The sequence below is a fragment of the Bacillus sp. N5-665 genome, assembly GCF_022637375.2.
GTDB classification, from domain to species: Bacteria; Bacillota; Bacilli; order Bacillales; family Bacillaceae_G; genus Bacillus_A; species Bacillus_A wiedmannii.
The window spans coordinates 4623202-4635836 of record NZ_CP093325.1; the positions used below are offsets into that span (position 1 = coordinate 4623202).

The 12635-nt window shown below is 36.7% G+C and carries 12 protein-coding genes and 2 pseudogenes; 2 read left to right on the forward strand and 12 right to left on the reverse strand.

What is annotated here, in order from left to right:
• Positions 1-28: 28 nt before the first annotated feature.
• The 6 genes and pseudogenes from MNO09_RS26390 to MNO09_RS26410 all read right to left on the reverse strand — a co-directional run bounded on the left by MNO09_RS26390 (position 29) and on the right by MNO09_RS26410 (position 4602).
• Positions 29-601, reverse strand: coding sequence for an imm11 family protein (locus MNO09_RS26390; protein WP_000707080.1), 573 nt, complete (start codon positions 599-601; stop codon positions 29-31).
• Positions 602-635: 34 nt separating this feature from the next.
• On the reverse strand, positions 636-1130 hold the full coding sequence (locus MNO09_RS31105) for an AHH domain-containing protein (RefSeq protein WP_002203410.1): 495 nt from the start codon (positions 1128-1130) through the stop codon (positions 636-638).
• A 157-nt stretch (positions 1131-1287) separates the two neighbouring features.
• Positions 1288-1858 (reverse strand): annotated as a pseudogene (locus MNO09_RS31110) (cytosolic protein); the annotation flags it as partial.
• A 46-nt stretch (positions 1859-1904) separates the two neighbouring features.
• Entirely contained in the window at positions 1905-2882 is a 978-nt protein-coding gene (locus MNO09_RS26400) for an ornithine cyclodeaminase family protein (protein WP_000960291.1), read from the reverse strand.
• Between the two features lie 19 nt (positions 2883-2901).
• On the reverse strand, positions 2902-3954 hold the full coding sequence (locus tag MNO09_RS26405) for a proline racemase family protein (protein ID WP_098098312.1): 1053 nt from the start codon (positions 3952-3954) through the stop codon (positions 2902-2904).
• Positions 3955-4140: 186 nt separating this feature from the next.
• Positions 4141-4602 (reverse strand): VOC family protein, encoded by a 462-nt coding sequence (locus MNO09_RS26410; RefSeq protein WP_000483912.1) that lies wholly within the window; start codon positions 4600-4602, stop codon positions 4141-4143.
• A gap of 143 nt (positions 4603-4745) precedes the next feature.
• Here MNO09_RS26410 and MNO09_RS26415 point away from each other — a divergent pair.
• Positions 4746-4933 (forward strand): annotated as a pseudogene (locus tag MNO09_RS26415) (YflJ family protein); the annotation flags it as partial.
• Between the two features lie 120 nt (positions 4934-5053).
• Here MNO09_RS26415 and MNO09_RS26420 read toward each other — a convergent pair.
• The 6 genes from MNO09_RS26420 to MNO09_RS26445 form a co-directional block, all read right to left on the reverse strand.
• Positions 5054-6007: a TRM11 family SAM-dependent methyltransferase gene (locus tag MNO09_RS26420; protein WP_000064979.1), complete on the reverse strand. Its 954-nt coding sequence runs from the start codon at positions 6005-6007 to the stop codon at positions 5054-5056.
• Between the two features lie 141 nt (positions 6008-6148).
• A complete protein-coding gene (locus MNO09_RS26425; RefSeq protein ID WP_000875344.1) occupies positions 6149-7771 on the reverse strand; it encodes an N-acetylmuramoyl-L-alanine amidase in 1623 nt (540 codons plus the stop codon).
• A 264-nt stretch (positions 7772-8035) separates the two neighbouring features.
• Entirely contained in the window at positions 8036-9085 is a 1050-nt protein-coding gene (locus MNO09_RS26430; protein WP_000930033.1) for a M42 family metallopeptidase, read from the reverse strand.
• 149 nt (positions 9086-9234) lie between these two features.
• Positions 9235-9561: a nucleoside triphosphate pyrophosphohydrolase gene (locus MNO09_RS26435; protein WP_001277355.1), complete on the reverse strand. Its 327-nt coding sequence runs from the start codon at positions 9559-9561 to the stop codon at positions 9235-9237.
• A gap of 17 nt (positions 9562-9578) precedes the next feature.
• On the reverse strand, positions 9579-9896 hold the full coding sequence (locus MNO09_RS26440; protein WP_000720144.1) for a YjcN family protein: 318 nt from the start codon (positions 9894-9896) through the stop codon (positions 9579-9581).
• A 114-nt stretch (positions 9897-10010) separates the two neighbouring features.
• Positions 10011-10799: an enoyl-CoA hydratase gene (locus MNO09_RS26445; RefSeq protein ID WP_070168444.1), complete on the reverse strand. Its 789-nt coding sequence runs from the start codon at positions 10797-10799 to the stop codon at positions 10011-10013.
• A 310-nt stretch (positions 10800-11109) separates the two neighbouring features.
• Between MNO09_RS26445 and MNO09_RS26450 the strand changes: the two genes are divergently transcribed.
• The gene (locus MNO09_RS26450; RefSeq protein ID WP_070168443.1) at positions 11110-12489 is read left to right on the forward strand and encodes an O-antigen ligase family protein; all 1380 of its coding nucleotides are present in this window, start codon (positions 11110-11112) and stop codon (positions 12487-12489) included.
• The last annotated feature ends 146 nt before the right edge of the window (positions 12490-12635 follow it).

Genomic DNA, 12635 nt, shown 5'->3' on the forward strand with positions numbered 1-12635 from the left:
CTCCTATCAATTATTTTAGGACTTTCTTTTACATGTTTGCTTCTGAATCCCATACCTCTATAAATTCAAAACCTTTTAAATCACTTTCTAACACTGTATTTCTAAATTCATCTGATACAAAAACGGAAGGAATATGTAATATTTCATTTAAGTAAACTTTAAATATTGTTTGGTTCTTAACCATATTAGGTAAGAATGCGTATTTTTTGAAATCTATTACTAAGCCAGAACGTAGTTTCTTTAGTATAGCTTTCTCATAGTCAATAGCATCTAGTGCATTTAAAACGTTAATTATATAATACACTTCTCCCATCACATCATGAATTAGGGGAAGAAATTCTACATTATCACCAAGTATAGACTCTAAGAATTTTTTAGCTTTCCCACTAACCATTGGTGTACCAACTTCTCCCCAAAAATGAGGCAAATCACTTTGATTTCCTTCTTCTACACATTTAATACGTATTTCTCCCCATGAATCAGATGCTTTTACTGCCGAGTCAATTTTTCCTTCAAAATACTTTTTAGAATCTTCTTCTAAGTTCAATAGTTGAAAGGATTCATAGTCATCAAATGAACTCTTTAATTCCCAAATTTTCATGTTTACTCTCCTTTGTTATTTTTCTATTCTAAGATTACTCTTTCTTCGGTTTATTTAATTTTAATTCACCATTTAATAAACGTTCTCTTATATCATGTAAGGCGTCAACAGCATCTTCTTGAGTACCGCCCCGTTTCTTAACAAGACTTAATACTCTCTCTACTTCAAGTATGTACTCTGAACTATGCTTTCCTATGTGTAAGACTTCAGTAGTCACGTATTCATTAACTTTATAAGGTAAAAATACTCCATTAGCCGCTGAATCATGGTCTATCCCAAATTCCTTTAATAATTTTTGTGCCTTTTCTGCCCTACTATCGTTCCAAGGTGTTAGATGATGCGCTGCATTAGAATATGGGGTTGGTTCAATCCCTGCATCCTTAAGTTCTTCACGTAATATTTTAGATGCTGTATACGAATCAGGATACTCATTTTTCACTTCAACTCTATCAAGAACTTTATCCGCATAATCTTGTATTACTTCTTGTACACCTTTAACTCTATTTCTTCCACCAGTTTTAGAAAACATAAATGTATCACGGGCTTCTTGTAAAGCTTCAAAAGTTTTATCTGATTGCTACCAAAGCCACTAGTACCTGCGAATGCAAATCGTTCTTTCAATGGTAAATGATTCGAAACAGACGAAATACCTTCTGAGAATTTTGTTAGATTTGCAGTAGTTGCTACCTTCGATACTTTACTTAATCCTTTATCACCAATGAGGCCTAGCCCAATTTGAGTTAAAGCATAACTTCCCCATTTAGCACGACTTTCAGCATCTCCATTTATTACATCATTAATAAATGAATCTGACAATACATTATACATCGTACTAAGGGTATCAATAGGGTGCAAAGCAGCGTTCCCCATGTTTTCCCACGTTTCCCATTTACCAAGTGCCTTAAATCCTTCTATAGTATCTTCAACCGCTTCCCCCGCGCCTTCTACAATACCATCCCGAATTTTTTTGAAAGTAGATTTTTCAGGTAGCTTACCACACATTGCGCCTTCTTCACTTGAACTACTTCTCAGAAGATTTTCAGACTGACGTGCCCTCTCTTCTCCAATAGCTTGAATAGAATTTGTCCACTCCATATTCAACCCTTGCGTACTAAATGTACCACTTGCAGGACTAAAACCTTTTCCACTTTGAACTTCAGCAAGACCAGTAGCAATACTCGCTGCTAGTTGAAGAGCCGTACTATAGTTATTACTGGACGTATAATTGAATTCATATAGATGCTCTACTTTTTCTTGCTTTACAAGACCTTATGCAAAAAAAAGACCACCAAAAGGTAGTCCCTCAAAACTCAATCCTATTCCCCACTCCGCGCTCCACCGCTTTCTCATACAAATACTTCGCAACAATAATATCTACTACTGCCAAACCAACTGATTTGAAAATAGTAATCTCTTCATCGTTTTCGCGGCCAACTTTTTCTCCGCTTACGATTTGGCCGAGTTCCGCGTGGATGTCATTTGCTTTGAATAAACCTTCTCGCACTGGAACTTGAAGGTCCCCCGTTTCTTCTAATGCTGCTTCTTTTGATTCGACTACTACTTTATTTGCGCTCGTGATAGCGTGAGATGGTAGTTCTTGCATGTTCGGTTTGAATGAACCGACGGCGTTTATGTGGACGCCTTTTTGTAGTTTTTCTGAGAAGACTGGTGTGGATGCGTTCGTAGTTGTGACGATGATGTCTGCTTCGCTTATTGCTTCATTTGCATTTGTGTGAACATATGCAGGTTTGTTAAATCTCTCTTGTATATATTGCGAGAATGCATACGCCTTTTCTTCTGTTCGATTGTATAACATGACTTTTTCGATATCTCTTACCGCAAATACAGCTTCAGCAATTCCCTTCGCCTGTTCGCCGGTCCCGATAATGCATAAAGTTTTTGCGTTATGACGAGCTAAATGTTTTGTCGCTACTCCTGATAGAGCCCCTGTTCGAATCATCGTTAAGTAGGATCCTTCTAAAAGCGCGAGCGGTTCTCCCGTTTGAAAGTCTGATAGCATCACAATCCCGTTTATCGTTTTCTTTCCTATCTTTTTGTTCTCGGGGACTACTGTTACTACTTTTAAGCCAAGCGCCTCAAGTCCTTCCGCTACTGAAGGCATAATTAATGCCGTATTTTTCTCATTCGCAAATGGTAATGAACCTCGTATTGGCGTAATCGTTCTTTCTGCGGAAAATTCTTTTAAAGCAAGCGCCGCGTATTCAATGACTTCGTTCATTTTTACTAAGTTTCTTTGTTCGTTCGCGCTTATGACTAGCATATCTTTCCACCTCCTCCTTCTATCCTAACAAAAATCCCCTATTCAAATCATCTCTCGGGTCTACAACGAACTGATGAAATCCTGTAATAAATGCATGCCCCGTTACTTTCGGAACGACAGCTTCATATGTATGTACCGTTGTTACTGACAATACTTCTCCTTCGAATTTCCCGTCAGTAATGCATTCGTGGATGAAAATTTCTCCCTTTTGTAAAGCATCTTTTTCAAAAAGAGTTGCAATTCTTGCAGAAGTTCCTGTGCCGCAAGGAGAACGATCTACTTGCCCATCAGCAAAGATTGTTACATTTCGTAAAGTTGCGTCTTCCCCTTTCGGTTCATCTGAAAAAATAACACCGTATATTCCTTTTAGCCCTTCTTCAAGTGGGTGCTTTACCTCCATTTGGCTCTCGATGTAGTGCTTAATTTTACCGCCCCACGTTTGAATAGCAGATAAGTCCTTGAAATCAACTTTCAAACCAAATTCTTTACTATCTACTACCGCATAAAAAGCTCCGCCAAACGCGATATCTACTTGAAATTCATAGTTATCTATTTTAATAGGAACATCTTTCTTATATACAAATGAAGGAACGTTTTCAAATGATACAGACTCTACTTCGCTCCCGTTATATTTTGCGTACGCAATCACTTCCCCAGCAGGGCTATCAATAATGAACTTTTGTTCCTCACCTGTCACTTCAAACATACCTGTTTCAATTCCGACTGTAATAACAGCAATAATGCCGTGCCCACACATCGTACTCCAGCCTTCATTATGCATAAATAATACGCCAAAATCAGCGTGAGCACTTGCAGGCGGAGTAATGATACAACCGTACATGCCATGATGTCCTCTCGGTTCATACATAAGAACTTCGCGAAGATGGTCCAAATGCTCCATACAGTACGCGCGTCTTTCTAGCTGCGTTTCTCCTTTTATTTCTGGCACGCCGCCTGTAATAATTCGAAGCGGTTCCCCAGCTACGTGAGCATCAATTGTCGTGTACACTTTACTAACCTTCATTTCTATCTCTCCCCTATATGTTGATACTATTTTCATTGCAAATATCATGCCAACGCATAGGGTATAAATTTGTATACATTGTGTAAAAAAGCATACACTACTGTCTATTTTTTTATACAGTAGACAGTGAGTGACTCTTAGCCCGCACAAAACAAAAAAGCCATAACGTCACTACTTGAGCAAAGTTATGGTTCCTTTTTTAATTATTTTGCGGGATTTGAGCCAAAATCAAATTTATATGTCACTCGGCAATTTTTCCCACTCACTTAAATGCATGACATCTTGTTTTACGTTTTTCTTTTCAGGAAGTAGACATAGAAACTCTAAAGAATTTCCGTCAGGATCATAAAAATAAAGATTTGCAGTAGGTGTCCACGTCTGAACCATAGGCTCAGACGGTTCAAGACCGAAAGCGGCTCTTGGTTTTATTCCTTTATTAAGAAGCCATTCTCTTGCATGAATGATTTCTTCATAGTTAACCTTGAATGCAAAGTGACTTTTATGGAATTCTTCTTCTGATACCTCCCAAATGCCCAGCATTTGTTCCTTCTTATTATCTTTATCAAACCAAAAGAATGCTACACGGCGTTCTTCAATTGTGCGAGCATGAAATAATCCAAGTTTAGTATAAAACTCTTTTGCTACTTCTAAATTTCTTGTTTTAACATGTGTTTCATATAAAGTACCTGGAAACAAAGCATATCCCTCCTTTATCTTTTTAGAAATTCTTACTATAAAGCCTATTTTAATAAACTAGAAATAGAAGTGATATCCTATTCTTCTTACATGTTTTTCAATTTTGTTGCCCTAATGCTGAATAAAAAAGAAAATTCCCTCACCCCGCCACATATACTGTTCAAAAGCAAAAGGAAGTGATCCAATGTACTACGGAACAAAAGGCTGGTACGTAGCTGAATTAAAAAAATTAGGCGTGCGCTATCATGAAGGACGAAAACTAGAAAGTTACCGCGGACACGTCTTACGAAATTTATTACTTGCACAACAAGAGAAATTAAAAGAACAGTAATATACTAATGTAAGATATCGACTTGCCGACAAATTCCGCCAATTCATCTATCTAAACCGCCAACCAATCACACATCAATACAAACCAAAAAAGGTCACCCAAACGGGTGACCTTCCTTTCTTATTCACAAACAAGAATTTGTCTAGTAAATGATCCTTTTCTTGTAATACAGCGATCTGTAATTTCAAATCCTGCTTCATGAATCATGTCGTCCATTGTTTCCATCGTGACAACGACTACCTTTTTAGCGATGCGGCGCGCACTTGAAAGAATGGAGAACTGATCTTCTGGTGTTGCATGCGTAAATAAGTCGTACGGCATATCGATAATGGCAACGTCGTAGTTCTCAGTAATTTCCTCAATTGGACCTATTGTTACTGTCCCTTCAAATCCGAAATGTGCGATGTTTTTTCTCGTTCCAAGAACTACAAGTGGATTTATATCTCTACCAACGATGTTAATTCCCATAGAAAGTGCTTCTACTACTACTGTTCCAATACCGCAGCACGGGTCAATTGCTCGTACTCCCTCTGGATTTGGTACAGCGATATTTGCAACTGATCTCGCAACACGTGTGCTAAGAGATGTCGAATAACTATGCGGTTTTTTTATGTGATGATACCAAACTGGCTCACTTTCTACATAATGTCCGAAGTACCAGCGTCCTCCAAGAGGAACAATCCCGAATACACGCTCTGGATTACGAACATCTGCTTCTCCTTCAATATGCATACCGAGGTCGCGTTCAATGAGACGTCTTTCTCCATATTCAATTTTATTTTCTCCAACCAGGTCATTGATTTTAACGAAGATAACTTTAAACGACGCCCCCGCCAAATCAATTTGTTCCACTTGTTTTAGAATGCTTTCTAAGTCGTCTCCTTCATACATAACCTCAACGCGTTCCTTCATAAACGCACTTCTACTCGGATCAATTTTGACATCACTTTTCAAAATATTAACGTGAGACTCCATTCCAAAGAACGAGCGCATTTCCAAGTAACATAAAGCACGCTCCTCCTCGCGAAATGCATACGTATATATACATGCAGGTGTTTTACTATGATTACTCAATCTATTATCATCCTCTATATCGTTATAATTACAATTACTACAATACTTTTTCTTATAAAATTAAATGATATCATATGCCGGAAATAAAGAGAAACGTTAATAAATAAAAGAGACTGCCTATTGGCAATCTCTTTTGATTTATTAGCGGTAAGAAGATACGTTATTACCTTTTGCTTCGTAATAATCTAAAATACCTTGATAAATCGCTTCTGCTGCAGCTTGTCTCTGTTTTGGTGTAGCAATTTTATCTGCATCACTTTTATTATCTACAAATGCTAATTCTGTTAATACAGCTGGCATTGTATTTTCTCTAGTTACGTATAAGTCCTGATGTCTCACACCACGATCTTTTGTTCCAAGTGCTGCTACAAGACGGTCTTGAATTTTTTGTGCTAATAAAATACTGTCTTGTACATGTGGATTCGTTGCTCTTGGCGCTGCTGACTTATAATATAATGTTTCTGTACCTTGTCCATTTTTCTTTTCAGAACCATTAGCATGGATACTTACAAAAATATCTCCATTATTTTTTTGAGCAAACTCTACACGTTTCTTTAATGAATCAGGACCACTTGTTCCTGGGCGTGTATCATCTGTACGAGTGAACATCACAGTAAATGGTGCCTTTTGCTCAAATATTTTCTGTAATCGTAATGATACGTCTAATACTGTTTCGCTTTCTTTCTCATAATAACCAGGATTGCCCGAGTCAATTCCACCGTGACCTGGATCAATAATAATCGCTTTACCTTCTAGGAAGTTATCTTGCTTCGCTGGGTTTAATTGATTTTTATCTACCCACTGGAAGCCACTATTTGTACGGATACGAATCCAACTATCTTTTTCTTCAATAACTACTACTTTTTGCGCTTCACGTTTCGCTAGCACTTTAGAAGAATGTGACGCTTCTGCATATGTTGTAAATCCTTCATTAATAACTTCTGTTTTTTCTTTTAAAGGTGTCCATTTCTCACCTTTGCTTGTTACAATTTTAATCCATCCATCTCGCTCTTCTTTTACTACAACTTTTTGTGGCTCATGTTGCATGTCAGTAATTCCTGAAGATAAAGATGGTTGGTGATATGTAATGAACTTACGATCTATATACATTTCCTTCGTTGTTTCTTCTGGTTTGCTAGTATTATCATTATTTTTCTTTAGCTTGTCCGCTTTATACGTCATTTGCGCTGCTTGCTCACGTGGTATAGACAGATCCGGGCTCCAAATTGTCTTCCCAGTACCAGCAGAAATCTCTAACGCTACTAAAATATTTGCTGCTTCTTTACCGAAATGACCTTCTAAATCAGTAAATTGATTCGTAATTGGGGCTTGTACTAAACCTTGTAATTTATAAGCCTTAACAAGCATAGAAGCCATTTCAGCACGCGTTACTTTTCCATCAGGATCAAATACGCCTGCTCCTCGGCCTGAAATAATATTTTCTTTTTCAATTGCTGCAATATACTGAGTTGCCCAATGATTTTTTGAATCATTAAAAGATGGTTTCCCAGCTGGATCCACTTTTAATCCAATTGCTTTCGCTATAATTGTCGCTGCTTCCGCACGTGTTAAAAGACCTTTTGGCGCAAACGTATCACTTGTCATACCGCTAATGACATCTCGCTCTACTAAATAGTAAATTGCGTCTTTTGCAAATGAGTCGTCTCGAACATCTGAAAACTTCTTCGTTTCTGCTAAACTACTAACTGGATAAGCTAGTAAACTTGCTGCTAACATACCAGCAGCTATTGCCTTGTACTTCATAAAAATTAAATCTCCTCTCGAAATCTCACGTTATACAATTCTCTTAATCAAACTAATATTAAAAATATTAATTGGAAAATAACTCCTATAATAGTTTATAACATTCTATCACTGTAGTAAATACGTTTCCTACCTAAATTATTAAAGATGAATATATAAGGAATAATAAATGTAAATACATTTCAAAAAGCGATTCATTACCCACCAAATGAAAAGCTGATTAAAAATAATATTTTTAATCAGCCCTCTCTATTTTCTATGAAATTATTCTTCAATTAAATGAGACATTACATATGCATATACTAACGCTTCTGTATGTACAATCGAACTTTCATGTGTGCGCTCAAATGCATGAGAAGAATCAATACCCGCTCCAATTAATGCATGTTTCACATCAAATCCAGCGCGAATCGCAGCTGATGCATCCGATCCATAGTACGGATAAATATCTACTTTATATTCAATATTGTTCGTTTTCGCAAGCTCTACTAAATGTTTACGCAGTGCATAATGATACGGACCACTAGAGTCTTTTGCACAAATAGATACAGTATACTCGTCAGATGCTTGTCCATCACCTAGCGCTCCCATATCAACCGCTAAATATTCAACCGTTTCTTCTGGAATGTTAGAGTTACCACCGTATCCAATCTCTTCATTATTAGAAATTAAGAAATGCGTTGTATATGGTAATGTTATGTTTTCATCTTGTATTCTCTTAATTAATTTTAATAAAATCGCAACACTTACTTTGTCATCTAAATGACGTGATTTTATGTATCCACTCTCTGTAATTTGAACGCGCGGATCGAATGAAACGAAGTCTCCTACTTCAATTCCTAATTCACGTACTTCATCAGCTGAAAAGACACGCTCATCAATACGAACCTCAATATTTTTCTCGTCACGTTTCGCTTCACCTGCATCTTTATATACATGCACAGATGTTTGATGCATTAAAATCGTTCCTGTATAAGTCTTACCGCTTGATGTTTCAATTTCGCAATATTCCCCCTCTACAGAGTTCCAGCGAAATCCGCCAATCATAGAAAGACTTAGACGACCGTCAGGCTTAATTTCTTTCACCATCGCCCCTAACGTATCAACGTGTGCCGTTAATAAACGGTGCTGTGCATCATTTTTCCCTTTTACCGTTAAAATGAGAGCGCCTTTATTGTTACGCTTCGTTTCTACGTTCCACTCACTTACATAGTTTTCAATAAAACGAATGATTTTCTCTGTATTTCCAGACGGACTTGGAATAGAGACAAGCTCCTTAATAAGTTCCATCGTTTCTTTCGCATGATGTGCCATTGTCGTTTCCTCCTCATTTTCTCTACTATTCAGTATACCGAATTTACTATAAATCCTCTACTAATATAGTTTAATTTTCTAAATTATATTAAAATTCACTTTAACAAAAAAACATAGCGTTATTCATGAACACTATGTTTTCTATCAAACTATTCTTCTGACACATCTAATAAATAAATGCCTCTTTCAAACCCACCGCGCTCTATTTCTTTTTTCTTACGAAGACGTTCTATATCTTCAATTGTTGCACCTTCTGCACGCGCTAAAGAGATAATTACTTCCAGTGCATCCGCAAGAGAATCAAGCGCATGTTCACGTTCTTTCATAGAAGCGAATTCACGAATTTCTTCCGTTCCAATTTTCGCTAAAGCTTGTATGTATGCGTGTCCTGTTAATTTTTGAGCTGTATATGTTTTTCCAGACCTTAAAATCTTCTCTGGAACACGATCTCTTACTAACTTGTTATATGCTGACATCATTCAACCTCCTATATTTAATAACATCCGAGCTCTGCTTTATAGAAAAACCATTTTTTCTTCACGCACGCACTAAGCATATCAATTCCTGATCCATGTGCCCTTACGTGTGGAAAGAAATAGTGCTCTGATTCTTCTTCCTTACCATATAAAGTTTGGTACTCAGCTGGAATTGCTTCTTTTTTCACATCGTTTTCTTTCGTCACCTCGCCAGAAAACGCCACGCTTGGATGTCCTTCAAAAAAAAAAGCAGTTCGCACCGCCATAGATGGTGTACTATGCAAAGCGTAATATGCTATTACAATCATGCCGATCACACCGATAATTTTCTTCATACATTACTCCTTAAAAAAAAAGTGCTAACACAATTATACTAAAATGTGTTAGCACTTTCTCCCCTTTACCTTAAATTAACCGGCAGTAATACTACCATTAATTAAAATTTCACTTTATTCCCCTTTAAATGCTGGCAAACGTTTTTCTAAAAATGCCGCAATACCTTCTTTATGATCCGCTGTTTGTCTCATCGCATATTGGCCGCGTTTTTCAAGCTGCAATGTTTGTTCTAAATTAGAGCGGTTTACTTCACATAAAATTTGCTTCGTTTGAACCATCGCTTTGATCGGCTTTTGTGACCATTCACTAATTTTTTGCTTCACAGCCGTTTGGAAATCCTCACTGATTACTTCATCAATTAAGCCGATATCAAGCGCTTCTGTTGCTGATAATTTCTTTCCTTCCCAAATAATTTGCTTCGTCATATTTTCACCGACACGCTTTTGAAGGAAGAAATGGCCACCGCCATCTGGAATTAAAGCGATTCCAATAAAGTTCATCGCAATAATTGATGAAATATCCGCCATCACATAGTCAGCTGTTAATGCAATGCTTAATCCAAGACCAGCAGTTGGTCCATGAATGGCACTAATAACAAGCTTCGGCATCGTATATAAAGTTACAACAACTTCAGAAATAGTGTTCATAATACCATCAAACTTGCTTTCATCATTACTTGAAAGCATCGATTTAATATCTCCACCCGCAGAAAAACCACGGCCGTTCCCGCATAGCACAACAATATGCGCAGAACTCTCCGCTACTTCTTTCAGTTTTTGTAATAGCTCTTTTAACGTTGGCTCATCTAATGCATTTAACACCTCTGGGCGATTGACCATAACCGTTGCAACGTGCCCTTCATATTTCACAATGACAGATTCTGTTTTACTTGTTACTTCCATTATATATACCCCTCTTTTCTACATAAAGATTATACTTATATAATTATAGAAAGCAGTTGAAAAACCCTTCTTTTTTTCTTAATTTTCTGTCTAATAATTGCGTAATTTGTATATAACCTCCGTATAAAACATACAATTCCGTTGAAAAATATAGCAATTAAAGTCGGTTTATCCATACTTTTCATCTATTTACCATTACAATGAAATGGTGTATCCTTAAGTTTGATGTAAAAAATTAAATATAGAAATTCATTTTCCTTCCTATTATATAGAGGTGCTGAAATAAAGGAATGAAGAAATGGAGGAACATATGGTTACTAAGTTAAAACAGACGGATAACTCCTTCCCGCATTTCCTACTGCTATTCATTGTGTTTCAACCAATCTTAGATTTATTAACGTCTTTTTCAATCTATGTATTACACATGAGTGCAACAGTCGGAATCGTAGTCCGTTTCGCCTTTATGCTTCTTGCATTAGGTTATCTACTTCTTCACCATAAACAACAAGGTGCGAAAAAATATATTCTCTACTTATGTCTCTTTGGCATCGTACTCGCAATCGGCCTTGTGAATAATTTAATGGTAAAATCTCCAGTTTCATTTGGAGAAGAAGTGAAATTCATTTTAAAAAGTGTATATCCAATTGTACTACTGTTTGGATATATTATCGCACTAAAAAAATTAAAAAATAACGAATATGCGTTTCATAAAATCATTACGTATTTCTTATATGCAACGTTAATTTTAAGTATTTCAATCATTGCGGCTATGGCAACTGGTACAGATTTCCCAAGCTATCCGAACTCAAAGATCGGTTCAAGAGGATGGTTCTTTGCTGGAAATGATTTAAGTTCCATTTTCGCAATTATGTTCCCAATCGTTGTCTTATACTCGGTTCATAAAACAACTTCTTTCTCAAAAGTGTATTACTGGATTCCAACTGTACTTGCGATGTATGCAAGCATTATGATTGGAACGAAAGTAGGCTATGGTGCCATCGTTATTACACTTGGTATCGCCCTTTTCTTCTTATTCATTGAATACATGATACATCGTAAAAAAGAAGGAAAAGGATTCACATATCTTGTAAACACAGTTGTTGCTGCTGTCGTATTAGGAGGGTTACTCGTACTTACACCGCAAACTCCTATCGCAAAAAACATGAGCATCCATTTACAAATATATGAATACAAAAAATCAGTACAAGAAGAAAAAGACCGAAAAGAAGGAAAAGTAATTAAAGACGAAGAACATAAACAAGGCGAACTAACAGACTCTGAAATGAAAAGTTTAATTTACAGTGATCGCGACAAGTTTTTAAAAGTATACAAACAATACTATAAAGAAGCACCACTATCTCAAAAACTATTTGGAATGGGATACGCTGGTAACTATACAACGAAAATGAAATTGGTCGAAATGGATTTCCACGACCTATTCTTCGCATTTGGTATTGTCGGATTCCTTATGTACTTACTACCACTTCTTTATTTCGGTATAAAAATATTCATTCGCATCATCACAAACTTCAAAAAACTATTTAGCGTAAAACATATGCTATTAGCTAGCACACTCGTCTTATCGCTCGGTATAGGATTTATGTCTGGACACGTATTAACAGCACCTGCCGTAAGTATATTCTTTACTGTCATACTCGCTTATATGGTTGTTGATTTGGAAATTGAATAACATTGAAATGCCATGCCCTATTTTAAGGGCATGGCATTTTTTATACTTACTATGTTTACTTCTTGCAACAATCAAACAGCATAAGTCTCCTGCTCGCAAAGAACTGAATCATATAGAAAAACCCTTTCAGGAATTCTCCTGAAAGG